This window comes from Streptococcus sp. 5346 (assembly GCF_013277455.1).
Taxonomy (GTDB): Bacteria; Bacillota; Bacilli; order Lactobacillales; family Streptococcaceae; genus Streptococcus.
In genome coordinates, this window is sequence record NZ_VMMY01000013.1 from 1 (window position 1) to 24,633 (window position 24,633).

25 protein-coding genes, 1 tRNA gene and 3 pseudogenes are annotated in these 24,633 nt (G+C 36.7%); 8 read left to right on the top strand and 21 right to left on the bottom strand.

All coding sequences use genetic code 11. The annotated features are described in order from the left end of the window. Positions 1–180 (top strand): annotated as a pseudogene (locus HT732_RS07755) (IS30 family transposase); the annotation flags it as partial. Positions 181–483: 303 nt separating this feature from the next. On the opposite strand, the gene HT732_RS07760 reads toward HT732_RS07755, so the two are convergent. From HT732_RS07760 to HT732_RS07770, 3 genes are read right to left on the bottom strand one after another with little or no spacing between them, the layout of a single operon-like run. Beyond that, positions 484–912: an NUDIX hydrolase gene (locus HT732_RS07760; RefSeq protein WP_173254534.1), complete on the bottom strand. Its 429-nt coding sequence runs from the start codon at positions 910–912 to the stop codon at positions 484–486. Between the two features lies 1 nt (position 913). After that, positions 914–1,981, bottom strand: coding sequence for a M50 family metallopeptidase (locus HT732_RS07765; RefSeq protein WP_173254535.1), 1,068 nt, complete (start codon positions 1,979–1,981; stop codon positions 914–916). Between the two features lie 18 nt (positions 1,982–1,999). Further along, entirely contained in the window at positions 2,000–2,470 is a 471-nt protein-coding gene (locus HT732_RS07770) for a DUF3013 family protein (protein WP_173254536.1), read from the bottom strand. Positions 2,471–2,585: 115 nt separating this feature from the next. On the opposite strand from HT732_RS07770, the gene HT732_RS07775 reads away from it, so the two are divergent. Next, complete coding sequence (locus tag HT732_RS07775) at positions 2,586–3,857, top strand: replication-associated recombination protein A (protein WP_173254537.1); 1,272 nt, start codon at positions 2,586–2,588, stop codon at positions 3,855–3,857. Positions 3,858–4,121: 264 nt separating this feature from the next. Next, positions 4,122–4,194, top strand: a tRNA-Lys gene (locus tag HT732_RS07780). A gap of 82 nt (positions 4,195–4,276) precedes the next feature. Here the strand turns inward: HT732_RS07780 and HT732_RS07785 are convergent. From HT732_RS07785 to HT732_RS07815, 7 genes are all read right to left on the bottom strand, one after another. Further along, positions 4,277–5,404 (bottom strand): site-specific integrase, encoded by a 1,128-nt coding sequence (locus tag HT732_RS07785; RefSeq protein WP_173254538.1) that lies wholly within the window; start codon positions 5,402–5,404, stop codon positions 4,277–4,279. A 1-nt stretch (position 5,405) separates the two neighbouring features. After that, a complete protein-coding gene (locus tag HT732_RS07790) occupies positions 5,406–5,588 on the bottom strand; it encodes a DUF3173 domain-containing protein (RefSeq protein ID WP_050147987.1) in 183 nt (60 codons plus the stop codon). Positions 5,589–5,603: 15 nt separating this feature from the next. After that, positions 5,604–6,647 (bottom strand): replication initiation protein, encoded by a 1,044-nt coding sequence (locus HT732_RS07795; RefSeq protein ID WP_050147988.1) that lies wholly within the window; start codon positions 6,645–6,647, stop codon positions 5,604–5,606. Positions 6,648–6,780: 133 nt separating this feature from the next. Further along, positions 6,781–7,050: a hypothetical protein gene (locus HT732_RS07800; RefSeq protein ID WP_033606240.1), complete on the bottom strand. Its 270-nt coding sequence runs from the start codon at positions 7,048–7,050 to the stop codon at positions 6,781–6,783. A gap of 175 nt (positions 7,051–7,225) precedes the next feature. Continuing rightward, on the bottom strand, positions 7,226–8,548 hold the full coding sequence (locus HT732_RS07805; RefSeq protein WP_173254539.1) for an FtsK/SpoIIIE domain-containing protein: 1,323 nt from the start codon (positions 8,546–8,548) through the stop codon (positions 7,226–7,228). Positions 8,549–9,031: 483 nt separating this feature from the next. Continuing rightward, positions 9,032–9,583 carry a hypothetical protein gene (locus HT732_RS07810; protein ID WP_173254540.1) on the bottom strand — a complete coding sequence of 184 codons (552 nt, stop codon included), beginning with the start codon at positions 9,581–9,583 and terminating at the stop codon, positions 9,032–9,034. A gap of 249 nt (positions 9,584–9,832) precedes the next feature. Beyond that, positions 9,833–10,246, bottom strand: coding sequence for a hypothetical protein (locus tag HT732_RS07815; protein ID WP_173254541.1), 414 nt, complete (start codon positions 10,244–10,246; stop codon positions 9,833–9,835). 421 nt (positions 10,247–10,667) lie between these two features. On the opposite strand from HT732_RS07815, the gene HT732_RS07820 reads away from it, so the two are divergent. From HT732_RS07820 to HT732_RS10405, 3 genes and pseudogenes are all read left to right on the top strand, one after another. Continuing rightward, positions 10,668–11,099, top strand: a complete 432-nt coding sequence (locus HT732_RS07820) for an Rrf2 family transcriptional regulator (protein WP_173254542.1) — start codon at positions 10,668–10,670, stop codon at positions 11,097–11,099. 91 nt (positions 11,100–11,190) lie between these two features. Beyond that, entirely contained in the window at positions 11,191–12,195 is a 1,005-nt protein-coding gene (locus HT732_RS07825) for an NADP-dependent oxidoreductase (protein ID WP_173254543.1), read from the top strand. Between the two features lie 42 nt (positions 12,196–12,237). After that, positions 12,238–12,345: pseudogene (locus tag HT732_RS10405) on the top strand (VOC family protein); the annotation flags it as partial. Positions 12,346–12,543: 198 nt separating this feature from the next. Here HT732_RS10405 and mgaSpn read toward each other — a convergent pair. The 3 genes from mgaSpn to HT732_RS07840 all read right to left on the bottom strand — a co-directional run bounded on the left by mgaSpn (position 12,544) and on the right by HT732_RS07840 (position 15,914). Further along, a complete protein-coding gene (gene mgaSpn, locus HT732_RS07830; protein WP_173254544.1) occupies positions 12,544–14,022 on the bottom strand; it encodes a virulence factor transcriptional regulator MgaSpn in 1,479 nt (492 codons plus the stop codon). A 389-nt stretch (positions 14,023–14,411) separates the two neighbouring features. After that, a complete protein-coding gene (locus tag HT732_RS07835) occupies positions 14,412–15,629 on the bottom strand; it encodes a tyrosine-type recombinase/integrase (RefSeq protein ID WP_001291561.1) in 1,218 nt (405 codons plus the stop codon). Positions 15,630–15,710: 81 nt separating this feature from the next. After that, positions 15,711–15,914 (bottom strand): excisionase, encoded by a 204-nt coding sequence (locus tag HT732_RS07840; protein ID WP_000814511.1) that lies wholly within the window; start codon positions 15,912–15,914, stop codon positions 15,711–15,713. Between HT732_RS07840 and HT732_RS10410 the strand changes: the two are divergent. Beyond that, positions 15,898–16,147: pseudogene (locus HT732_RS10410) on the top strand (hypothetical protein). The gene HT732_RS07840 and the pseudogene HT732_RS10410 overlap by 17 nt on opposite strands. Positions 16,148–16,371: 224 nt before the next feature. Here HT732_RS10410 and HT732_RS07845 read toward each other — a convergent pair. Both HT732_RS07845 and HT732_RS07850 read right to left on the bottom strand, forming a co-directional pair. Further along, complete coding sequence (locus HT732_RS07845) at positions 16,372–16,602, bottom strand: helix-turn-helix domain-containing protein (RefSeq protein WP_000857133.1); 231 nt, start codon at positions 16,600–16,602, stop codon at positions 16,372–16,374. Further along, positions 16,599–17,021 carry a sigma-70 family RNA polymerase sigma factor gene (locus HT732_RS07850; RefSeq protein ID WP_000804599.1) on the bottom strand — a complete coding sequence of 141 codons (423 nt, stop codon included), beginning with the start codon at positions 17,019–17,021 and terminating at the stop codon, positions 16,599–16,601. The genes HT732_RS07845 and HT732_RS07850 overlap by 4 nt, the downstream gene beginning before the upstream one ends. Before the next feature lie 504 nt (positions 17,022–17,525). On the opposite strand from HT732_RS07850, the gene HT732_RS07855 reads away from it, so the two are divergent. Next, a complete protein-coding gene (locus tag HT732_RS07855; RefSeq protein WP_001227347.1) occupies positions 17,526–17,879 on the top strand; it encodes a helix-turn-helix transcriptional regulator in 354 nt (117 codons plus the stop codon). 59 nt (positions 17,880–17,938) lie between these two features. Here the strand turns inward: HT732_RS07855 and HT732_RS07860 are convergent, their stop codons facing one another. The 6 genes from HT732_RS07860 to HT732_RS07885 all read right to left on the bottom strand — a co-directional run bounded on the left by HT732_RS07860 (position 17,939) and on the right by HT732_RS07885 (position 24,631). Next, complete coding sequence (locus tag HT732_RS07860) at positions 17,939–18,106, bottom strand: cysteine-rich KTR domain-containing protein (RefSeq protein ID WP_000336323.1); 168 nt, start codon at positions 18,104–18,106, stop codon at positions 17,939–17,941. Between the two features lie 118 nt (positions 18,107–18,224). Further along, positions 18,225–20,144, bottom strand: coding sequence for a tetracycline resistance ribosomal protection protein Tet(M) (gene tet(M) / locus HT732_RS07865; protein WP_173254545.1), 1,920 nt, complete (start codon positions 20,142–20,144; stop codon positions 18,225–18,227). A gap of 15 nt (positions 20,145–20,159) precedes the next feature. Beyond that, on the bottom strand, positions 20,160–20,276 hold the full coding sequence (locus HT732_RS07870) for a tetracycline resistance determinant leader peptide (RefSeq protein WP_001814923.1): 117 nt from the start codon (positions 20,274–20,276) through the stop codon (positions 20,160–20,162). A 244-nt stretch (positions 20,277–20,520) separates the two neighbouring features. Then, positions 20,521–21,453 (bottom strand): conjugal transfer protein, encoded by a 933-nt coding sequence (locus HT732_RS07875; protein ID WP_001224318.1) that lies wholly within the window; start codon positions 21,451–21,453, stop codon positions 20,521–20,523. Next, positions 21,450–22,451, bottom strand: a complete 1,002-nt coding sequence (locus HT732_RS07880; protein WP_000769868.1) for a bifunctional lysozyme/C40 family peptidase — start codon at positions 22,449–22,451, stop codon at positions 21,450–21,452. The genes HT732_RS07875 and HT732_RS07880 overlap by 4 nt, the downstream gene beginning before the upstream one ends. Then, positions 22,448–24,631, bottom strand: a complete 2,184-nt coding sequence (locus HT732_RS07885; RefSeq protein WP_173254546.1) for a YtxH domain-containing protein — start codon at positions 24,629–24,631, stop codon at positions 22,448–22,450. The genes HT732_RS07880 and HT732_RS07885 overlap by 4 nt, the downstream gene beginning before the upstream one ends. Positions 24,632–24,633: the final 2 nt, after the last annotated feature.

The following is a 24,633-nucleotide window of genomic DNA, read 5'->3' on the forward strand; positions in this document are numbered from 1 at the left end:
TATGCCTCTTGGGAAAGGGGAACTAATGAGAATCACAACAGGCTCATTCGTAGATGGTTACCTAAGAGAACTAAGAAAACGACTCCCAAAGAAGTCGCATTCATCGAAAATTGGATTAATAACTATTCTAAAAAATGCTTGAACTACAAATCACCCAGAGAATTTATTCTTCATGGCTAACTTGAACTTGAAATTTGGCAAAATTTACTGAATTTACATATGTTGCCCAATTAAGTCATTTAGTTGACTGATACATAAAAATTTAGTTTCTTTTGATGAAAAAATTTTACTTAAACGACTTTCCATCACCTTTGATAAGTGTACATGCTTATTTTTTAATTTTTGTTTTGCATTCATATAGTCTTTTGCATATATAGAATGAGTAGCTATCTTTTTTGTATCTATGACAACAACCTTTGTCTTATCTTTTTGGCACAGTGTTTAGGGCGGGTTCAGTTTAGAAATTTAACTGAACCATCCTTTCTAATCACTTACTTTTAAATAATCTTTTAATCTCTCTTGCAACTGAGGCACAACTTGACTGGATGTCAAAAATTCCTCAATGTTAATCAGTTTATAGGCTTGCCCTTCATCTCCAAATACAATCTGGTCAAACTGTTCTTGCGTTAACTTGCCGACTAGAAATACAGATTGTTTATCCGCAAAAAGCATACTTGGATAAACCTCACTCCAAAGCAGACAATCCTCAGTCAGATGAATTCCCAGTTCTTCATAAACTTCACGCGCCACGCACTCAAACGGACTTTCATCCTCCTCTCGCCCACCGCCGGGCAGTTCCCACATATTGGGCCAGGGAATGCTTGTCTTATCATCTCGTAAGATAGTCAGAAGCTTATCCCCACAAAATAAAGCAATCTTGCAGCCTGTAAAATCAGAAATCTCTATTTCCATATTAGACTCCTTCGGTTAATTCCTTTTCCAGCTCGGCTAACCAGTTTTCATAATATTTTTTCTCATCCCGTAACATCCGGCTACTATTCATTTTATGTCTAGCAATCGTCATTGCCTTGTGAGTTTGAACCACATCTTTCTTTACCTTAAATTGATACCAAGCTTGAATGACCTGCATATCTGCTGTTTTTATAGATAAAAAGGATTTGACTCCTCGAATACTTGCATATTCTTCCGCTTTCTTATTATCTCCTTCCATCAGAGCAATTTGAAGAAGGTATAATTGAGAAATAGTTTTAGACATTGGATTATCTGTTTTCTCTAACACAGACTGAAACTGTTGCTTTGCAAGTTCTATATTATCATCCAATATGAATACCACCCCCTGAAGAGTCTGAACACTTTCTGCAAAACTCCCTCTCACCTCCTCATCAACAGACATGATAAAGTCTTTTAAATCATATTCTTGAGGAGCTAGCAAGGTCTGGGCAGAATGCCTCAACATCAGGTAGGCGTATTTCGTATTTTCAGGGTGTTGTAGCAATTCCCAAATTTTTGCGCCATCGGTGATGCCGACTGGCAAAATGTTATTTAGGAAGAAAGACAAATTAAGAAAAATCCAAGTGCCTGCAAAATACCAGTTTGTTGTCAAAAAACCAAAAAGTGTTGCCAATAATATCAAGCAAAGGTGAACTATCAAGCCTCCTGAAAGCATCAAGATGATTCTTTGATCACTTTCATTCTCTTTTAAACCAATATACTGAGCACCAACATTTTTTATAACTGCTGTTCGACTAAGATGAAGCCTTCCTGACTTTTTGGTTAAAAGAAAGTTTCCTAATCCAAAAGCCACCAGCCGATAGCCTGTCAGATAACCACAAAATGCATGACCAAGCTCATGAAGAATAAAGATTACATACATGCTTAGAAGAGCGAAGGCATAACCAAAAGTAAAGACTAAAACTGCGGAATACCCCAACTCTGCAAATGCGATGGTTCCACAAGAAAAAGCTAGCATCATCACAAGAACAGACACTGTCTGAATCAAATACGTCACAATTTTTTTCATAAACTCTCCCAATAATCCCTAGTATCTTGGATAAGGATAAAATTTTCCCTCTTCCAAACCAACTTTTCCTTCTTCAAAGACTTCTTGGTTCCATTCCATGATAAATTCTTCTGCTTCTGGGTCTTCCAAAAAGTCCATAAGGGCATCCAGTCCAACCTCGGCAGTATCTTTAAGGAATAGCGTAAAATAAGCTAAAAATTCACGAGAAAAACCTTTTTTAGGCAGGTAAGGGATAACCGTCAAATAGTCTTCCTCATTGACTGTTGACTTGGCAGGATTGTAAAAAAGCACCGCTTCTTCAAAGAGGATATCTTCTGATGAAACCTCTCCATCTTCATCCACCATCTCCACGCCTGCAGAGTTTTGCGCTTCTAACAAAAAACTCACTTCAACCGCGTGGTTGCGCTTGTCCCAACTAATCTCAAAGTCAAAGGGAAAATTCTTCTCCAACTCTTCCTCTAAAACATCTAAAAATCCGTATGTTGCCATTTTGTCCTCTTTCTATGCGACTCTTAAATCGCCCCGATTGCTCGGAAATATGCTAAAATAGATACTACCATCTTACCACATATACATCAGAAAATCCACGTTAGAAAGGACTGCTATGCCAGACAATCTCGCGCTTCGCATGCGCCCTAAAACCATCGATCAGGTCATCGGTCAGGAACATCTGGTCGGACAAGGAAAAATCATCCGCCGCATGGTGGAAGCCAACCGTCTGTCTTCCATGATTCTTTATGGACCTCCTGGAATCGGCAAAACCAGTATTGCCTCTGCCATCGCTGGGACGACCAAGTATGCCTTTCGAACTTTCAATGCGACAGTTGATAGTAAAAAGCGACTGCAAGAAATTGCGGAAGAGGCGAAATTCTCTGGTGGTCTCATCCTATTACTAGACGAGATTCATCGTCTAGACAAGACCAAGCAAGACTTTCTTCTTCCACTCTTGGAAAGTGGACTGGTCATCATGATTGGAGCAACGACTGAAAATCCTTTCTTTTCTGTCACTCCTGCCATTCGTAGCCGTGTTCAAATTTTTGAGTTGGAACCTCTGTCTAACCAAGACGTCAAAGAGGCTCTTCAGATAGCTCTAAATAACCCTGAACGTGGTTTTGATTTTCCAGTAGAACTAGATGAGGATGCGCTGGATTTCATTGCGACCTCTACAAACGGAGACCTTCGTTCTGCCTTTAACTCACTGGATTTGGCAGTTCTCTCTACCCCTGAGAATGACGAGGGCATACGCCATATCACTCTAGACATCATGGAAAATAGCCTGCAGCGGAGCTACATTACCATGGACAAGGATGGGGATGGACATTACGACGTACTCTCAGCCCTGCAAAAGTCCATACGAGGTTCGGATGTAGATGCCAGTCTCCACTACGCAGCACGCTTGATTGAGGCTGGTGATTTGCCTAGTCTCGCTCGTCGCTTGACTGTTATCGCCTATGAAGATATCGGTTTGGCCAATCCTGAAGCCCAGATTCACACCGTGACTGCTCTTGATGCTGCCCAGAAGATTGGGTTCCCAGAAGCCCGCATTCTCATTGCCAATGTCGTGATTGATTTGGCCCTTTCTCCAAAATCCAACTCAGCCTATATGGCTATAGACAAGGCTCTTGCCGACCTCAAAACATCAGGGCACTTGCCTATTCCGCGACACCTGCGTGATGGGCACTACAGTGGAAGCAAGGAACTGGGGAATGCCCAAGACTATCTCTATCCACACAACTATCCTGGAAATTGGATTAAACAGGACTATCTGCCAGAAAAAATTCGCAATCATCACTATTTCCAAGCAGAAGATACTGGTAAATATGAACGGGCTTTGGCTCAAAGAAAGGAAGCTATCGACCGTTTGCGAAAAATCTGAAATCCTTTTCAAAAAATTGCACTTTCCTCTTGATTTTTTTTGAAAAAGTGGTATTATATAAACATAGAAACGCTGTGGTGTACGACTTCACACTTAAGTGTTGACCGACTATTTTTTGTATTATTAGGGAAACAAAAGTCTTCTAACAGCATGTAGGCCGTCTCACACGGAAACAGCTTCAGTTAGAGCGAGTTGCCCACCTGCTTAATTGCGCGGGTTCAATACAAACCGTGAAGTTTCGGCACCAATACAGCTTTTTTCTTTGCCTCCTTAGCTCAGCTGGCAGAGCAGCGGACTCTTAATCCGTGGGTCACAGGTTCGATCCCTGTAGGGGGCATCTAAATACAACAGGAAAAGTCTTATAATATAGGGCTTTTTTTGCTTTCCTTTTAAAAATTGTCGTGCAATTTGCCGTGTTTTTACAACAAACTTTTCACAGCCATAAATTCCTCACTAATTTTTTCCTCCAATGTGTGACCATAAACTTCAACCAGCATAGAGATATCTTTGTGTCCTAAAATTTTCGCAATAACTCCCAAATCAATATTATTATGCCATAAATAACTACCATAAGTGTGTCTAGCTCCTTTAGTAGTAATCAATGGAGAAATTTGCAATTCCTTCAACATTACTTTTATAGCCTTATTGACTGTTGCAATATCTGGAACATCGTAGGCATAGCCAAAATGCTGAAAAATCAAATTATTTTTATTGTCAATGTTTAATTCTTTATTTGTTTTTAGTTGTAATATTTTCAATGTTTTTAACAAGGAAAGCATATCTGAAGTAATGGGAACTAATCTTATTGAAGTATTGTTTTTTGGTGGAGTAAACTTATGAATAGCGGTATTGTAGCGACGATAAGTTTTAACTTGCTCTCCAACTTCATCAACATCATTCCAAGTCAAAGCTATCAACTCAGAAAAACGCATGCCAGTTTTAAAAAGAAAATAAATCACATACGGTACAATAGATTTCTGATAATCAAACTTATTTTTCAAATACACTAAGACTTTTTGATAGTCAGATTCAGTATGTAAATACTTTTCTTCAACCTTTTGTCCACTCTTAGATGAAAATAAATCTACATAAGCAGTAAAATCTTCTATTACCACCTTATCAGCAATAGCCATCTGTATACTTGCACGAATTCCAGAATTCAATCTACCCAGAAAATTTCTACTAACTGTTTGCCCATACTTATTCATAATTCTTTGGTATTCACTAGGCTTAATTTGTGATACAGGTTTATCGCCAAATAGCCTTTTAATAACATTTTTTCTCATGAGATATTTCTTTTTTGTGACTTCACTTCTACTGCTAGGAAAAATTTTTAAATCAAGCCATTCTTGGTAAAGTTCTGGTAAAGTCATATTAAAGCGTAAAACACTTCCTGTGTTTATCTTATGAAGCACCTTCTCAGCTTCTATTTTAGCTTCTCTTTTTGTTTTAAATCCGCTTTTATGGAGTAGGCTCTTGCTCCTCTCACGTATAGAGAACGACCAAAGCCTTTTCTTCCCACGCTGTTTATACTCGATATAAGCCATTTCACAATTCCATTCCCAACAACTCTTTTACAATGGATTTAGGGACTACCATTAATCGTTTACGTTCGTAAAATGTATATCCTCTGGAGACAAGAATATCCCTCGCTTGATGGATAATAGCATTTGCTGTTGATGGTCTATAGCCCATGGAAATCAAATCCTTATTAGAAATCGTATCTTTCATACCGTTCCCCTATCATTATTCTTGGTTTATTGTTAACTTTGGAATATCGCCTTGTAACATAGAATTCATAAACTCAAAAAAATTTATCAGACAAGGCTCTTGATTAAAGATTTCAACAAAATCTAAAGCATTTTGAAAAAAGACATTCAAATTAACTTCAGAGATACTTTCGGCAAGTTTTTTATACTTAGCTACCGTTCGTTTATCAGATTCTGCAAATAATTCAGGCTTATTACGAAGAGCGAAAAGATAAATCTTCTCATTAACTCCTAAATTATTAAATTCTAAGCCTTTGAAATTTTCAATATACACTGGAATTTTAGCTAAGAATGGTAATCCATTTTTTAATTCTTTTTTTATGTTGCCTTCATTGTAGAATTTATACTCAATCCTCCATAGATTATCATATTGCTGATAAATTTCTATTTCTGCCATATCTCCACTATCCATACGTTCTTTAAGTTTGTTATAAGCAGTTAAATGATAATTACCTTTAGGAGCACCAAAATCCATAGTCTCAAGTTTCATACCCTTATAAATAGGACGATACATTACTTTTGGCCAATTTACACGTAAAGCAGATAAATCTCGCTCAAAATCATAGGCTAAATGAAAAGTAGATATTGCAATGTTAGACATGTACGGAAACATTCTATGAAAAACAATTAAAAAATTCTTTTTTGAAACTTTTGAAGGAGTAAATTCAATCTTTAAAGGTCTTTTATTCATCTTAATCGACGCAACGGGGGTATACTCGATATACCAATTCTCTTTTTCATCATTAAAGAATTGCCCTTTATAACTAGCTAGTTCACCATTCCTATTTAAATTCGGCTCAACTACACCAAAATAATCATATAAAGTAAAGTTCCCACTAAGAATCTCAGAATGAAATTCCTCGCTAACTTCAGCGGTCAAACTTAGCTTATCCAATTTCAGACCGATAAACCCATACTTCAGAGATACTTCCTCTTGAAATTTAGAGTAACTCTTATTAGACATTTGATGTATCGTTATCGGGCTGTTAGAGGGAGCCCGATTAAAAACTTGTTTATCCATGAAATTTCTCCTTCAAAAAACACAAAGTTGAAACATTCTATACACTTAAATTTTAGGGCAAGACTGCCGTTCCACTGACCACGCTCCACTTGCCAGCAAAGCTGGCAGGCCCAGTCTTACCCTAAAATATAAATTATTTAATTTTTGCCATTTCAATCAATTCTTCAAAAGTCCCAATCTTTCTAGCTTGAGTTACCTCATATTGGGCATTTTGACCAAATGAAGCATTATTAACGACTTCAACCTCATAAAGGCCTGGAGCAGAAAAGACAGCTCCAAATTTGGATTTATCGAAATGCATACCTAGGTCACTCCACGAATTCGTAATTGTGGCAATTTTCAACCATCCCTTTTCTTTCTCTTGCTTATTTGATATAGCTAGTACAACAACAGTTTCTTTCATAGTTAAGAACCTTCCTTATTTTAAATAATATACAGCTTTTAATGTCAATCAGTATTGGACATAAAATACGTTTATTCAGACGTCTGTCTGACCGGCCTTGTTGTCCGCCGGCTGCACAATGGCATTTCGAAAATGAATAGAAAAATTCTATTCATCTTCAAAACGCTTAAAATTCTCATACATCTTCATCCTTCATATAATCTTTAGCATAATCTTTAGAAGCACATTCCCAAACTGAAAATATTGTCTCAAATACATCTCTATCAAACATCGGGGAATGGAATTCCTTAGGAGGCTCTCGCTCTATAGAGTAAAGTCCCACCCCTTTGCCTTTTTGAACTTTCGGCACATCTGTTGTGCCAAACATCATCTGGCTACTTTCCCTACTGGGGCTTCCTCCAAGGAAAATAGCATTGACCAATTGTTCACGAATATTTGTTGAAAGGCTATCGGAACGGGGTTGTTGCATAACAATGCAGACCCCCATAGATAAAGACCTTGCTTTTTGAGCAACGATAGCAACCATATTTTCAAAATCTTTTTTAGCCTTACTATCCATAGAAGCCACTAACGATGAATACTCCTCTATCAGTAAAAGTAAAGGAGGAAAGCCTAAGTCTATGCCAATACTATCGAACAAGTCACTTTGATTGTAGATTAGCATACGTCTATCTAGCTCCTTGATATACTGACGCAAAATTCTAAAGGCATCCTCATTAGTTGTTCCATAATTTTCTACTGGAAGACCAGAAAGTTTGCATAATTTATAAATATCTGACATCTTTGGGTCAATCACATATATTTTTGCATGTTTCCCATTTACGGTCTGAGATATGAAACGAGTCAAGTAATAATATGTAAGGAATGATTTACCACTACCTGAGGCCCCCGATATAAGCATGGAAAAGTTTTTTCTCAAATCGATAACAAAATCATCATAGATTTTAATTTTCAAGCTATCATCTTCAAGAGGGAGTGAGGTAACATGTAAACGCTCAGGTTGTCTATATACAAAAACATATTCAACATGAGTCGGATAAACTTCTTTAGACGATAAGCTTATCCCTAGAGCACTGCTTAGGAGAACGTCTAAATTGTCCATCTCTTTCGTGAATTCATCCCCAGATTTCAATGCATGGATTACAATTGAAACATCATTCAATTGGTAATTAAATTTAGCTGAACGAAGAATAGCGCCATCTTTTGTTGCTGTAAAAAGAAAGGAATTTCTGCGAAGCATAAATAGAAGATTTTCTCTGACAATTAACAGCGGTTCAATCTGCTGAGCCCATCCCTTGATTTTTCTTTCAATGTACAAAATTATAATCAATCCAACAGATAATGTAATCATTTGGAGAAACCATCCCTTAAAAAGAATACTACTAGAAAGGGACAATATGCTCAAAAATCCTATAGTAAACCAGTGAAAACTCCTTAATGTAGATGTATTAACAAAGTAATTCTCAGACAAAGAAGCCGTTTGTTTAACTTTTAACATTTTTACCTCATCTTATTTCTTATATCCTTGATAATAAGAGAAAGCGAAATTAATTTAACTCTAATAAAATAGTAAAAAAATGTAGCAAAGAAAAGAAATGCTAAAATTGAGAACATCACACTAAGGGCTGACCCAAAGCCTGTAGGGCTATAAACAGATAAGAGAGCAAAGACGAAAAAACCAAGAAAGCAAAATCTATATTTCTTTATCATTTTTATTCTCCTCTTTGTTATTCTCTAATGGTGTAGCAGCCATGTCTACGCATACGAGAAGAAATATGATAATAACATAAGATAACAAGATTGCCGTCCCTTCGTACAATGGAGAAAAGACATTCATTAAAATTAATGCATAGTACAATAGACCGGCGAACCCCAAGAATGATATATAGAATAAATATTTATAAATATTGTTACTCATAAAAGAAAACCTCCATTTCTCACTATGTAATAGGGAGGAGAACCTCCCCATCACAATATACATTTATATATTCTTTGTAAGTGCACCAGCAAGAGCCTTGACTAATACTGAATAGTGCATGCGACTAAAAGAAGAACCTAATGTTGCTTTAATAAAATAATACAAGTCGGATTCTTCCTCCATCTCAAACTCAATAACAGAAATACTATCAGAAGTAGCAAAAGTGCTTAACATTGAACAGTTTTGACGAACGTCTTCTATCATATCAATAGTGATGATATCTGATGTATTATCGTGATAATAAAAAGATTCTAGAAAAATTTTTTTATCACTAAAAAGCACATCTGCTAAAGAATACCCATCAGCCTTATGATAACAACTGCAAGCGATATTCCAGAGAGCCAACATTCGACTCGCATAGACTACGTTCAGATTTTTACCCCTATACGCTTCTTTAATCAAGTTCGCAAATGAAGACGCACAGCTAGCAGTAAAACCATACCTCCCAACCAAATCAGGCGCCAACTTTGCCAATCTTTCTAGCTTTTGGGCTTGAATAAGCTCTTCAAATGTATGTTGTTTCGTTCTAGAAACAATCGGTTGTTTTTGTTTCATAGTTTGTTTCTCCTTTTCTATAATTCAAGTTAAAATATTTTTATTATACGTTTTATACTGTTATAACTGGTGGTGCTCTCAATTCCATTTATCTACCTCTCTAACAAATACATCATTGATTAACACTTTTTGGAGTAAAAAAATATGTTTTGTATTCGTCTTTGATTAACACATAAGGACGAAAAAAATTTAGAAAGATTCCTTTCTAAGCATATTATACCGAAATCCAGATAAAGTGTCAATACTTGATTAACACTTTTTTTGAAATTTTTCTAGCAAACCTTTTTTCTTTAAAATAGAAGCAAACAAAACTAACTTCACTACAAATGAAAAGAATACTCTCCCTTTTGTAAGCTCTCTTAGCTTCAACTGTATATCTCTCATACCAGCATATACTAACGTATCTAAAGTCAAAGTCGTTCTCAAGCTAGTAGCATTCATATCCACGCTTTCACTAATTTCACTTATCTTGATTTTTGAGTTATTCAACTCCACCCAATCAATAATATCAATTTCATTTGATATCTCTTTATAAGCAACTTCAATAACATAACTATCAGGAACTGGGATATCTGAACTGCCTAAATAAAGCCTTCTAACTTCCCTCAATCCTAAAACGCTATCTCTACTTAATTTAATACCTAATCTTTCATTATTCTTCATCAGTTCCTCCAAGTGTTAATCTATAATTAACTATACTATACTATATTTTAAATTCTTTTTCAAGTAATGAGTCGTGCAATTGCCGTGAAACGCAACATCAACAAACTCAAAAAACTCATTTAAACGTTACAAAACACCAGAAAATCAAGAACATCTAAGCAACATATCTCCTATAATTTCTGTAGGGGGCATCTAAATACAACAGGAAAAGCCTTGTAATAAGGCTTTTTTGCGTATCTGTTCTACTTTTGTTCTACCAATGAATATTAAAGATATAATTTTGTGAACACTCTTTCCAAACATATTTAATCTGATTGCACTTAAAATTTTTTAAAATTTAAAACAAAAGTCTTGCTTTTCTTTTAATTTATGTTATACTTGTTCTTGTACCTGATACAAGTTTGTTGAAAGAGGAGTTCAGATGGATACAAAATTCTCAGTTGCTTTGCATATCTTAACAATGATTAGTGAAAGCAAGGAAACCTTAAGTTCTCAAGCACTAGCTATTAGTGTTGGGACTAACGCTAGTTACATTCGAAAAGTGATTGCCTTGTTGAAAAATGCAGATTTGATTCATTCCCAGCAAGGAAAAACAGGCTATCAACTCAGTAAGTCTCCAAAGAAAATGACTTTACTAGAGATCTACTATGCTACTCAAGAAATCAAACACATTAGTTTATTCCCTGTTCATCAAAATAGTAATCCCGATTGTCCCGTTGGAAAACATATCCAAGGAGCAGTTTCACCGCTTTTCGCTAGTGCCGAATCTCAATTAGAGAAGGAATTAGCAAATCAAACTTTAGAAGATGTCATTGACAATCTATATAAACAAGCCAAACAAGTCCGAAACTGATTTGATAACAAATCAGTTTTTACCTGAAACAACATATACTTGTATTAGATACAAGTATACTCAGTCGCATTAAAAAAGAAAAGAGAAGACAATGAAAGCCGCACAACACACTACTTATAACAAAAATAATATCACACTGAACATAACAGAAATCGCTAAACCAAGTATCACAGACAAAGAAGTTTTAATCAAAGTCACCGCAGCTGGGGTTAATCCTCTCGATAACATGATCTCTCGTGGTGAAGTCAAGATGATTGTTCCTTACAAACTTCCTCAAACTGCAGGTAACGAAGTGGTTGGAATCGTTGAAAGCATTGGCAAGAAAGTTAACAACTTTCAGGTAGGAGATCGTGTCTTTGGCCGTCTGCCACTTGATCATATCGGCGCCTTTGCAGAATACGTAGCTGTCGATAGCCAAGCCTTAGCCCAGGTTCCAGACTATCTATCAGATGAGGAAGCTGCTGCTGTTCCACTTACTGCCTTGACTATCATGCAGGCTCTTGATCTCATGGGCGCTCAAGCTGGGAAAACGATCTTTATTTCTGGTGGGACTGGTGGTGTCGGTGGAATGGCCATTCCAATTGCCAAGGCCAAAGGTTTGAAGGTCATCACCAATGGAGCTGGAGATAGTGCTGAGCGTGTTCTGAAACTAGGAGCAGATAGATTTATCGATTACAAAACAGAGGATTATACAAAAACTGTTAGCCAGGTTGATTATGTCCTCGATACACTTGGTGGGGCTGAAACTGAAAAACAAATGTCTATCATGAAAAAAGGTGGTCAGCTTGTTTCCCTTCGTGCCATGCCAAACGGTGCCTTTGCCAAACGCATGAATCTACCAAAATGGAAACAGATGATTCTTGGCTTAGCAGGTCGCAAATTTGATAAAATGGCGAAAAAATATGATGTCCAATACCATTTTATCTTTGTAGAAAGCAATGGTGCTCAATTACAAGAGGTAGCTGACCTCTTTAGTAAATTAGAAATCAAACCCTCTATCGATACAGTTTATCCATTTGAAGAGGTAAATAGCGCATTAGACAAGGTCGCTAATGGTCGCTCACGTGGAAAAACAATCCTCAGCTTTAAGAAATAAAAAGGAAAACACAATGTCATATCTTACAACTAAAAATCAATACATCACTTGGCAATGGATGAGTGGTTAGGAAAAGGTCTAACCAAACGTCAGCAAAGCTTGTCAGGCCTAGCCTACTATGTCATCGAGGTTACAAGTAATGAGGACCTCTTCGTCATTGACTAGCATACAAATGAATGGAACTAGTAACTCTGCTAATGATAAAAATGAACTGTTTCATATGATTCTATTTAATGAGTATTTTTCAATTCTGATGATAAATCATATGAAGCTTTTTTATCATTCAAAAAGACTCCACCTATCTATAGGAAATCTACCATAGACATGGATGGAGTCTTCTTTCAATCACTAGTCTAATCGAATAAACATCATGGCATTTAACAAAGATATGAGTGAGACCGTGTTTATATTATTTGAATAGATGAGTCTCTTATTCTCAATCGGAGGAATAATAAAATTAGAAATGATGATATCATAAGGCGATTCTTCTAAAGATTCCTTTGATAATTCTAATTCAGTCCAAACTTCAAGTTCAAAATTGTTGCTGCAATAATAAGAAAGTGTCTCTGCAACGGATTTTGCATGATACTGATCAAAATTACTCATAACCAGAACCTTCAGCTTTGGCTGATTTTGTAGTAGATTAAGCACCAAATGTTTGGTATGAGTGATGAAGGTATAAGATAGATGATTTACCATCATTGAACTAGAACAAACCTCAAGAGTCTCTAAATAATGAGAAAGCTCTTTTTTTACATCTGAAACAAATTTAGGAAAAATATTTTGAAAATTCCTGATTGTATTCCCTTTTTGATCAAATAAAATAAACTCAGTGGACAACTCTTGACGATACAGATGTGCGGTATTATGCAGATGCCAAATCAGACTATCCTTATTCTCAATCTCAATCTGATACTTGACTGAAATCTGATCAATAAAGTCACTCAATAGATGGTAAGATTTCCCAACATAACTATCCCTTTTTACACTTTTCAAAAAGAGGTTTTCATCTATGAAAAACATTTTTTGAAAGTAAGACGCAAATAATTGGCAAACCACTTCTTCATCTAAAGAGAGATTGTATTCTGATTCAAAACTCTGAGCAACACCTTCTATTCCTTCTGCCTGCATCAAAGCATTCAAACTTTGGTCGTTAAAAGAATCTTTATCTACTTCCATAAAATGACCAAACTTTATTCGATATAGATTGGTTACTAGGAGCAACTTTAGCATTCTATGAGTTGACAAATTCATTGGAAAGCTTGTTTCCTTATAAACCAATTCTAACAATTGAGATAGGGGTTCTACTGAAAAATTTTCAAATGGCCATTCTAGGAAATAATATTTTTCTGAAAAATATTGTGCAAAAAAGTAACGAATGTCTCTCTCATTTCCAATGATTTGAACAGGGGTCAGACTGATTTCAAATTGAAATTGCTTTTTAATCACTTTATTGATTTGGCTAATAATACGATAGAGCGAAGATGAACTGATATAAAACTCTTTGCAAATACTATCAGCATCACATCCTTCATTAAAGAAGATAAATTCTAAAATTGAAAAATGAGTTGAATGCTTAAAGAAATGATGGTAAACCATTTCAATATCGCTATCATCGGTATTAATAATGCGTATACCATTAGTAGAAGAATGAAAAATCAAGTCAGGAAAAGCAGATTTAACATGGGATAGATCATCTTTGACTGCACGTTCTGTACAATTTAGTAACTCTGCTAGTTCAGAACGATGAAACCATCGTTTATGCTCAAATAATAATTCTAATAATTCTAATTGCCTATGACTTTTTTTAGATAATAAATCTCTCATGAATGTCTTTCTCTCTTTATAAATTATCGGATTAAACCTCTTGCAATTATACCACAAAGAATAGGTATAGCATGCTATAACGACTTTTCCTAAAATCTTTTATTTCGTATAATAACACTACGGAGACAATATATAAACAATTTTCTTATTTTACCGTCTATTGAGGGCGTGAATACAGAATCAAATTCAAGTCGAAAGATTATATTTTTAATTTTAAACAAAGTATAAATTTCTAATTATCTTTTTATATTTTCTTAAATGCTCGTAAAGCCTTATTCTATGTGCTTTCGAGTATTTTTACTGTAGGAAGATACTTCACGTTTCTTTGCATATTTCCTCATGTCTTAGCTGTCAGAAGTGGTAAATAAGTAGTAAATTCATTTGTACTACTAAGCAACAAGACGCTCCTGTTGCTTCTCTTTATTCAAGCGTTTCATTTCTGCCATTGCAGAATCGAATGTTGCATGTGCGTAATAGTTCAGCGTCATGGCTATATTAGCATGTCCCATAATGTACTGTAATGCCTTTGGATTCATTCCTGCATTTGCATAGTTGGTACAGAATGTATGTCGCAAACTATGTGGAGTGATGTGTGGCAATTTATCCTCGTTATACTTATTGTATTTCTTAACAAGACCTTTCATCATGCCGTTGTAATCACTTGCCACTTTTGGATAGTTCTTTCTATTAAGAAAGAGGAAATCACTATATCCATCAATCTCAACACGCTTATCATTCTTTCGATTCGCTAACACTCGCTTAAATGCTTGATAGGCTTCTTCAACCATAGGAACTTGACGTTCGCCACTTTTGGTCTTTGGTGTTTCAATGTAGTACCCAATTTCAGTATCTCTCAATAGCTGATGGTCTATATTGACAAGACGATTCTCAAAATCTAAATCTGGAAGTGTCAAACCACCAAACTCTGAAATACGAAGACCTGTTTTTAAGAGTATCAGAATTTCATCATAATTTTTGCTGTAGGTTTTATCAGCTTTTGCAAAGGCTAACAGTTTTTCTTCCTGTTCTTCTGTTAGTACGGTCTTAGGGACAGTATCATCATCAAGAACTGCTTTCAGTTGAAAGTCAAATGGATTCTTCCGAACACAATCATCTTGTATAGCAATATAGAATGAAGCCTTTAAAGAACGTTTGTAGTTATTGATGGTTTGATAAGCATAACCATTTTCACTCATTCTAATAGCCCATTCTTTAGCGTCTGATGGCTTAATACTGTCAATACTTCTTACACCTAACTTGTCTTTCTTCAAAATATCCATAAGATATTTGCGTCCAGTTTCAGTGTTTTTTCTAACCTTTGGTCTTTGAGCGTTCTGTTTTGCGTAAAGCTGGCAGAGTGTCATTTTCTTTCCTACAACATCAATACCATCATGAATGTCTTTCTGTAACTCTGCGATTTTCTCTCTAAGTGAGATACAATCACGCTTTCCTGCTGGTACTCGGTCTGTAGCCACAAGTTTCCACGAGTAAACAAATTGCGGTTCTCCAAATGAATCTATATATTTGTATAAGTATCTTCCATCTTTTCGTTGGCTCTCTCCAGTCTTTAAGATTCGACCTTTATTGTCACGTCTTTTTTCTGACATGGCATTTGCTCCTTTCCTTTATGGAAAGAGCCTTGATACGACTTAATACTATTTTATCATATACAAGACCCTTTGGCGACGCTAGATTGCGTCCAATGTATCTATAATTTTTTCAAATTGTTTTCGTTTAATCTGAATACGATTGCCATTCATAATCAGCCAATTTGCATTTTTATTTTCCTCTGCCAAGCGTCGTAGCTTGTTTTCGCCAATACGAAAATATTTTGACGCTTCTTCAATGGTTAGGGTATAACGTTCCCAAATAGGAATGTCAGTCTGCTTCATAAAATCCTCCTTTCCAAATCACTTATTTGGATTTCATAAAAGTTGTTTTACCAGCAATCGAACAGCTTTAGCAAAGCTCACGGGAGTTCCACCCCTGCATGGTTCTCATGTAGCCATACTCATTGCCTGCGACGCTTTTAACGCTCGGACTATTGACTGTATGGGAGTATCATTATCACGATAAGAAAGTCGTCGCTGGCAATCCTGCTAAAGATTGTTTTTCGGAACACTAACTGAAACGCTCGCTATCTTTAGAAGATAGGTCATGGCGGTTAGCTCCGTTGGCTCTTTTCTTATCGAAACGTATTCAATTACTTTTATTCAGTTTTCAAAGAACAATGGCTCGTTAGCCTATCAAAACACATTGAAAGCTCAATATGCTTTGATGGAATAACAAACCTCCCTGTTCGGGAAGCGTGGAATAGTATGGCACGCTTCCACGAAAAGAGAGAGGTTATTACTTAATTTCAAATGACAGAATCTTTGTAATCAGTCTGGTTTCCATTCTTCCACGTAAGACTTCATCAACGACCATACTTTGATTGCCATATTCATCTTTCATAAGTCGTAGGGAACGTTTCGTTATGTACCCTCTGTAATGATGTAGAATCTGGTTAATCGCTTCTGTATCGCCATCTGTTGCCTTTACAATGAGAGGAAAGGGAATCATAGGATATTGTGTTTTCATTCTTCAAATTCCTCCATAAACTTTTTGATTAAGGCTAGTCCACTGGTTCTATGCCGATAGACAGTAGAACGGTTCAATTTCAACAGGTCTGCAATTTCTGAATCGCTCATGTCCATAAAGTAAAACAGCAGTAGAATTTCACGTTTCTTGTCTGGCAACTCACGTAATGCTTCACTCAATAAATCATTTTCAACACCAACTGATATTCCATTGAGTGTAAAAATCTGAAAGTCAGTTGAATAGTTATCTGTTGTCGCAAACTGGCTAACAAGATAATCGCCAACATCAGAAAAGGACACTTCACGCTTTGCGATCCTTGAAAGATAAAGCAGATAATTCTTTCGCTCGTCTTCCATAGCACGTTTACAGATATAGTCAAACTGATTTTCTATTGTGGTCTGAAAAAAAGATGGTTTCATGTTTCTCACCCCCTTTCTGTCTAGGAAAGGAAGTGAGCCTTGCTCTTTTATCTCCTTTCACTCTTAGTCCCAATGTGAAAGGGGGATTTGTTGCATTACTGATGAATAAACTTTGTAAAAAAGTTCTGAATAACCAAAAAAGCACACAAACAGATTGATTTCTCTGTTTACATGCTTTTATTTTTCTATCTATATGATTTATAAAACCACATTGGTGGACGTACTTATCTATTGCAGATAGACGACTTTTTTTGATAAATACTCAATGTGGGGAACTTGATTGTATGTGATATACTTCATGGCGACTTTGACCTCCAACAAACCGCCATTTGGAAGTAAGATACAATATTTTAACAGCATAAATAGCACTACCATATAACGGTTTTTTTTATTGGCGTTTAGTAGTGCTTTTTATTAAATATGAACCTATAAACTATATAACATGTTTTTCTATACCTGTTTCTAATTCAATAGGAACAGTAAAATGTATAGAGGTGGTCTACTATGCGTAAAAAAGAAGATAAATATGATTTTAGAGCCTTTGGTTTAGCCATTAAAGAAGCTCGATTGAAACGAGGTTTAACTCGTGAACAAGTGGGAGCATTGATTGAAATTGACCCACGTTACTTAACTAATATTGAAAATAAGGGGCAACACCCCAGCATACAAGTTCTTTATGACCTTGTATCGTTACTTCATGTTTCCGTTGATGAATTTTTCTTACCTGCTAATAACTTGGTAAAAAGCACCCGACGATTACAGATAGAGAAATACATGGATAGCTTTACAGACAAAGAACTATCCTTAATGGAATCTTTAGCCAGCGGTATCAACGAAGCAAGAAACATCGAAGACTAATTAAAAGAATCCATACATAACGGAAAGAGCCGATAAAATGAGATTGTATTAATCTCATTTTATCGGCTCTGCGTCTTTGCGTCTGGCTCTGTAATCACAGTTACTTTGAACTGCTTTATTTCAATTAAATTTTCTTGTCTGCATTTCGGACAATAGAGGGGGAATTTTTTTAATTCAGTATCTTCCCTTATCTTTAATCGTGTTTTATTTCCACATACAGGACACAATATCCACTTGTAGTTTATAATAACTATCTCCTCCTTTACACTTTAATTCAAATCTTTATTAAAGAATATTTCATCTTATTTAACAAGAAACCATATTTATATAACAACATAAAATACACTAAGTTATTTTATTGAACATATATCGTACTTTATCTATCCGACTATTTGGACGACGGGGCTGGCAAACAGGTTCACCGGTAGTAACATGGTACCCTTTTAACTCTGTTAAACAAACACTACGTCCATTTGTAAAGAAAGTTAAATCACTACGATATTCTTGAATACACCGAGCAGGGATTTCTCCACTAAGAATGACCTCATTATTTTTCAATTGAGTGTCTACGATGTTCGCACAATATTTAGGAGCATCGGTGTATGCTCGTGAAAGATATTCCTGTGGCGCATAAATTTTAAAACTAAGATATGGCTCTAACAATTCTGTTCCAGCTTTTTTTAAGACTTGTTCCAATACAATAGGAGCAAGCATCCGAAAATCTGCTGGGGTACTAACAGGGCTATAGTATAAGCCATACTTAAAACAGATTTTACAGTCCGTCACATTCCAACCATACAATCCTTGTTCACAGCCATAGCGTATCCCCTCCATAACTGCATTTTGAAACGATTGATTTAAGTATCCAAGAGAAACCGAGCTCTCATACTGTACTCCGCTCCCTAATGGAAGCTGTGCTACAGATAGACCAATGGAAGCCCAGAAAGGATTCGGTGGAACTTCGATGTGAATGGTATACTCTGCTTTTTTTAACGGTCTTTCCATATAAATGACTGTAGGCTCTTTTATTTCTATCTCCACATGATACTTTTCTTGCAGCAGAGCACAAGTCACTTCCATTTGTACTTTCCCTAAGAAAGAAAGTATGATTTCATGTGTCGCAGAATCCACATAATATCGCAGAAGCGGGTCACTGTCGGAGATTTCTAAAAGTGCATCAAGTAACATTTCCCTTTGTTGAGGTTTGCTCGGTTCAACAGTCGTTTGCAGCAGAGGGAGGGGATTTTCAATTCTCTCTCTCTGTGGCAATAGCTTTGTATCTCCAAGAACACTATTTAACTTCAAAAACTCATTCTGCAAAATAACAATTTCCCCGGAATAAGCCTTATCAATTTTACATAATTCACCATTTATTGAAGTATACATTTCTGTAATTTTTATTTTTTCCTTTTCCGATATTCTAACCGAATCTCGCAAATGCAGTACGCCACTATAAAGACGTATATATGCAAGACGCTGTCTTTTTTCCGAATACTCAATTTTGAAAACTTTTCCGCAAAGTTCAGACGGACCTCGATGTGTTGATGAATAAAATTTATTAGTAATAACTTCTATAAGGTTATCAATCCCTATATTACTTTTTGCACTTCCATGATAAAGAGGGAACAGAGAACAATTCTGAAATCTTATGCTTTCCTCTTGTTCGAGTTCCAATGCTTCTAATGATTTACCGGACATATATTTCTCTAAAAGGTCATCGTTTCCCTCTATTACCGTATCCCATTGTTCAGATTCGGTAAAGTTCGTCACACACATATTAGGATACAGTTCTACCTTCTGTTTGATTACAATTTCGGCAGAAAGTTTCTCTTTAATATCCTGATAAACCGTTGATAAATCAATTCCATTTTGGTCAATCTTATTGATAAAAAAGATTGTGGGAATCCCCATTTTCCTAAGTGCATGAAATAATATACGAGTTTGTGCTTGTACGCCATCTTTTGCAGAAATCAGTAGAATTGCCCCATCTAAAACTGATAATGAACGATATACTTCTGCTAAGAAATCCATATGTCCTGGCGTGTCTATGATGTTCACCTTCGTATTTTCCCACTGAAAAGAGGTTATTCCTGTCTGAATTGTAATTCCTCTCTGACGTTCTAAAAGCGTATTATCCGTCCTCGTTGTACCTTTGTCCACGCTTCCTAATTCTGTAATCGCTCCACTGTTATATAATAAGCTTTCTGTTAAGGTAGTTTTTCCTGCATCAACATGAGCTAAAACTCCAATATTAATAATTTTCATGTGATTTTCCTCCATTCAAAAACCCAAAAGGGCATAAAAATCCCAGTGATAAATACTTTTATCACTGGGATTTTTATGCATAACCATAGGCATACAAAGCATACAGATATTCTCCGGATACTTTAGAATCACATGATAAAGGTATTCTTAAACTGGGTACAAAAAACTAAGCCCTCCTAAAAAAGGACATCCAATTATTTGTTCCCACTATCAAATTGACAGTTTATTTAAGAATACCTTGCCGCATATTTATTAACTCCTTTTAAATAGATACTTAAATAATAGCACGTAAGAGCATATTTGTCAAGGAATCTCCAATTTTTTATCAAAGAGAGTACGTGATTACAAAATAGCTGTAATAATGTACCAATATTTGTTATTCTATAATCTTCCAATTACTCCCGTTCTTTTCAAGTACCAAATCAAATTGAGATACCTGCGTTGCTTTGGTCTGCTGGTCGATATACTCCACTGTCAGCGATACCGTGACTTGATTATCCTTACGATTGTGAATAGGATTTACCAGTTCTTGAAAGATGTACTCTTTTCCGATTGGTTTTAATATCCCGTCATTCACATAGTAGGAAAGTTCACTGGCTGTCGCTGTAGGATAGAGCTTGAAGAACGTCGTTAAAAACTCATTGATTTCATTGGTTGTAATGGAATCAACCGTCCCCTCACTTTCAATGGCTTTTGGTTTATAACTTGATTTCTTAGGTATGTTGGTAATGGTCGGATTCTTAACCAGTACCATATTTCCAGAACCATCTACATAGACACTCACTATATAAGCAGAGTGGACGGTCTTTGTATTTTCTCCCTCTGTAATGAGCTGGTCTACACTGTAGGTTACATTAAACTCATTGTCGCCAGTTGGCTCTACCGTCCATATCTGAAATCCTCTTACAGAAGACGATACAGGAATATCTTTGCGTACTGTATCAACATTGAGAGCTTGAAGTTCATCTGTCAGATAGCCTTTTAGACTTTCCATTCGATTATCAATGGACTTATCGGATTGCTCCCATGAATAGTAGACTTTCGCAAAGTTCTCTACAAAATTTTCTACATGATGAGTATCAACGTATTCCTTTTCTATGATAGTTGTTTCGTGAATAGTATGAGTATCTATAGCTGTAAAGTGCTTGAATATCGCAAAGCTGAAACTAAGCCCTAAAAGTACCCACAAGGCAATCACAACCTTTTTATGAGGATTGACCTTATAGACACGAGGTTTCTTTTCCTTTGGTATCTGTTTTTCTTTATTCTGATTTTTTCTAAATTTCATCATTAAATCTTCCTTTCTCATTGTTTGATTCGTCCTGCTCCCACTAAATGCTGTTGCCAGTAGGGGCTTGTTAAGTCGGCATAACCGATTGGGTCGCCTGCATGAAACATACGGTTATTGCCAAGGTATATCCCAACATGAGTAATATAAGAGCCAGCGTTATAGGTAGAATGAAAGAAAACCAAATCGCCAGCTTGTGCTTCCGATAGTGGGATATGCTGGGTCACATCATATTGCTGTTGTGCGGTTCGTGGTAAGTTAATTCCAGCTTTTCCATACGTCCATTGTGTCAGTCCGCTACAATCAAAAGAAGTAGTCGGGGAAGCTCCACCGTAAACGTATCGCCAGCCCTCATATTTCAGTGCTTCGTCCATGATGGCTTGTACCGTATCATCATCAAACTCTGTTGTGACAAGATACTGCGTTACCAGTTGCACATAAAACATATTGCCATAGTTGTATCGCCAGCCCCCATTGATAGGTATGGCTATGGGATTGGGGTAAGACACTTTTTCGCCACCTGAATACTCTTTTGAGAAACTTTGAGCCAGTTCAAAGGTATATTTATTTCCACGATTAGCCACATACCCTAAGAAACCACCACCATAATTGTAGGACTGGATAACCGATTCTAAATCTACACTGAGCCTTTCGCTACTGGCTAATAATTCACTGAAATACTTCACACCTTGCTTAATGGATTCTTCTGTACTCAATGAATTAGGTGGAAGACCGAGGGATTCCGAGGACTGCATAACATCTTCCGCAGTACCGCCCGATTCCACCTGTATAATCGCAAGAAGTATGTTGACATATTCTTCAACGCCATATTCTTTGGCATATTTTTCTACCATAGGCTTATGAGCCAGCACTTCTGCGGAAACATTCACACCTCCATAATGAATATTGGAAATTCCGCTGTCCTGTTCATCTGAAAATAAAATGGCAACAAACAGAAGCAGTGAGAAGACCATCAAGAATAATCCAGAACCACCAATCACTAAAGTTTTCAACTTCATGGTTTCTTACCGACTTTCTTAATGGTGGCGGTTTTGATTGGTGGTCTACTTCTTGTATTTTGTAGTGGTACTCTTTGAACAGTAGACGGACGTTCTTTTGTGATTGGACGTTGTGAAGTTCTATCTGCTGTAGTGGTTGAAGTTGCTGGCTTTTGAACGGTTTTTTCTTGAACGGTATTGCCTTGGCGTTCCACTTTTGGACTTGAAAAATCGGACTTAACTGCTGGACGCTCTTGTTTGGCTTGTTGAGATTCCTTATATGAAGTCTGAATATTAGACTGTTTTGAGGTCTGTTCATCATGATATTGTTCTTGTCTTGTAGTCGGTCTTTCATGAACAGAAGAAGCAGGCTGTTTTTTCTGTTTGACCTGTTCCATTTCAGAGCGACGCTTCGCAATGGTTTTTCGCCTTTGTTCCTGCTGTTCCTTGCGTCCACTGGCTCTGTCCGCTTTGGTTTGAGAAATACTACTGGTTAAATCACGGACATTCTCTTTTACTTTGGATTTTCCTTGATATACTGCATATCTTGCATTGGTCGGCAAATCCTTAACCTGTTCTTTCAAATTACCAGCAGTATCTACCATTCTGTCTTTGGTATCAGCTACTGTACCGATGGTTTGACCGATACGCTTTCCTAGTGTTGATTTTTCCTGCCCGTTTGGTCGAGAGTGATCTGCTTGTGTACTCGCAGAACTTCCCGAACCCGACTGTCCTTTTTTACCCGTAGCACTGGCAATGGCAGACCCAGCCCCTAAAGCAGTCACGGAGCGTCCAAGTTTCCGCTGTAGACGGTGCATGTGAGCGTGCATAAGCATACGAGGTTTTCTCATCATACGACTTCCCACACTTTGAGAATCGTTACTCTGTAGAGAAAACATACTCATTAAATCGCCCAGCTTAAAGTAGATTCCTGCAAAGGTCACAATCTGTAGAAAAGCAATCAAAAAGAACGGATAACCAGCCGATAAGGTATAGAGCATGGTTGAAATACTAAATGCTGTCGTAATAATCAATGTGATTCCAGCTCGTGTCAAAATGGTATTAAAGAGCTTTGTTATGGCTCGTTTTGACATACCATCAAATGATGGAATCATGCTTAAAATAAAGCTCACAGGCAGAAACATAGCATAGATGATAAAAAGTACCTGCGAGAAAATCATGATTCCTGTTAATAGGAATACAAATATGGAAATCCCAATATTGAAGACAAATAGGAAGAAGACTGTACCTAAACGGTTAATCGTCTTTGTAATCGTCATATTGGTATTGCTTCTATCTTCAATTTCTTCCGCAACAATTTTTTCTCTGTCTTCCCCATTGTTGGAATCTGGACTGGTTGAGAGCAGGCTTTCCACACGGTCAATACCAATACTTTCAATGTCTGAACTGTTATATTGAAGCAGTAGCCACGGTTGCTGAACCTGTATGGAAAATAGGCTGTCACGTATCAAGTCCACACTGTCCTTGCCTTGACTATCTGAATGGGGCATGACAATTTTTGTACCCAGTGACAAACTAGCGTTGCTGATGTCTGATGAAAAGTCATTGATTTTCTTAATATAATCGGGAGCATAGGAAATAAAGGAAGCCGATAGGATAAAAACCAGCACAAAATTCATGAGGGCATGAATTGCCTTTGTGGTTTCTCTCTTTATCAGTCCTGTATAGGCAACATAAACCCCAAGAACCAAAATCAAGAGTAAAAGGAATCCAACATAGAAACCCTCTGTTGATAGTCCACTAGGCGTAACCCCTGCAAGGGTCTGCATATTCTTGCCAATGGAATCTGCTGTAGCGGAAATGAAGTCTAAGGAATAGGCTTCCTGTACTAAGTAACCCGTCGCATTGGAAACATAAAGACTGATTGTCCAAATAAAATTGGTAATGGCATATAGTCCATACATGACTTGTTTTCCAATTCCGTCCGACCAGTTCCACGGTAGCCAGCCCCAGCTATTATCCACATAAAAATCCAGTTGATAGTTTTCAAGTGGGTATCGGCTGTATTCATTTGCCACATTGACCGTATCATCTACCAAGCCCGCAGCTTGAACCACCGTTCCCAGCATGGCTAAAAGAAAAATGGCAATCACAAGTGTGAAAGCCACTGTCATTGCCACTTTACCTAGACGTTTCAGCGTCCAGTTTGATTTTATTCTGTTTACTATTGATGGTTTCACAT

Coding starts and splice junctions, on each gene's coding strand:
- HT732_RS07855 (WP_001227347.1), top strand. CDS start 17,526: ATGCGTAAAAAAGAAGATAAATATGATTTTAGAGCCTTTGGTTTAGCC.
- mgaSpn (WP_173254544.1), bottom strand. CDS start 14,022: ATGAGAGATTTATTATCTAAAAAAAGTCATAGGCAATTAGAATTATTA.
- HT732_RS07845 (WP_000857133.1), bottom strand. CDS start 16,602: ATGAAAACACAATATCCTATGATTCCCTTTCCTCTCATTGTAAAGGCA.
- HT732_RS07880 (WP_000769868.1), bottom strand. CDS start 22,451: ATGAAGTTGAAAACTTTAGTGATTGGTGGTTCTGGATTATTCTTGATG.
- HT732_RS07805 (WP_173254539.1), bottom strand. CDS start 8,548: ATGTTAAAAGTTAAACAAACGGCTTCTTTGTCTGAGAATTACTTTGTT.
- HT732_RS07760 (WP_173254534.1), bottom strand. CDS start 912: ATGGAAATAGAGATTTCTGATTTTACAGGCTGCAAGATTGCTTTATTT.
- HT732_RS07790 (WP_050147987.1), bottom strand. CDS start 5,588: ATGAAAGATACGATTTCTAATAAGGATTTGATTTCCATGGGCTATAGA.
- HT732_RS07825 (WP_173254543.1), top strand. CDS start 11,191: ATGAAAGCCGCACAACACACTACTTATAACAAAAATAATATCACACTG.
- HT732_RS07875 (WP_001224318.1), bottom strand. CDS start 21,453: ATGAGAAAGGAAGATTTAATGATGAAATTTAGAAAAAATCAGAATAAA.
- HT732_RS07850 (WP_000804599.1), bottom strand. CDS start 17,021: ATGAAACCATCTTTTTTTCAGACCACAATAGAAAATCAGTTTGACTAT.
- HT732_RS07800 (WP_033606240.1), bottom strand. CDS start 7,050: ATGAAAGAAACTGTTGTTGTACTAGCTATATCAAATAAGCAAGAGAAA.
- HT732_RS07810 (WP_173254540.1), bottom strand. CDS start 9,583: ATGAAACAAAAACAACCGATTGTTTCTAGAACGAAACAACATACATTT.
- HT732_RS07795 (WP_050147988.1), bottom strand. CDS start 6,647: ATGGATAAACAAGTTTTTAATCGGGCTCCCTCTAACAGCCCGATAACG.
- HT732_RS07840 (WP_000814511.1), bottom strand. CDS start 15,914: ATGAAGCAGACTGACATTCCTATTTGGGAACGTTATACCCTAACCATT.
- HT732_RS07785 (WP_173254538.1), bottom strand. CDS start 5,404: ATGGCTTATATCGAGTATAAACAGCGTGGGAAGAAAAGGCTTTGGTCG.
- HT732_RS07820 (WP_173254542.1), top strand. CDS start 10,668: ATGGATACAAAATTCTCAGTTGCTTTGCATATCTTAACAATGATTAGT.
- HT732_RS07775 (WP_173254537.1), top strand. CDS start 2,586: ATGCCAGACAATCTCGCGCTTCGCATGCGCCCTAAAACCATCGATCAG.
- HT732_RS07770 (WP_173254536.1), bottom strand. CDS start 2,470: ATGGCAACATACGGATTTTTAGATGTTTTAGAGGAAGAGTTGGAGAAG.
- HT732_RS07765 (WP_173254535.1), bottom strand. CDS start 1,981: ATGAAAAAAATTGTGACGTATTTGATTCAGACAGTGTCTGTTCTTGTG.
- HT732_RS07835 (WP_001291561.1), bottom strand. CDS start 15,629: ATGTCAGAAAAAAGACGTGACAATAAAGGTCGAATCTTAAAGACTGGA.
- HT732_RS07815 (WP_173254541.1), bottom strand. CDS start 10,246: ATGAAGAATAATGAAAGATTAGGTATTAAATTAAGTAGAGATAGCGTT.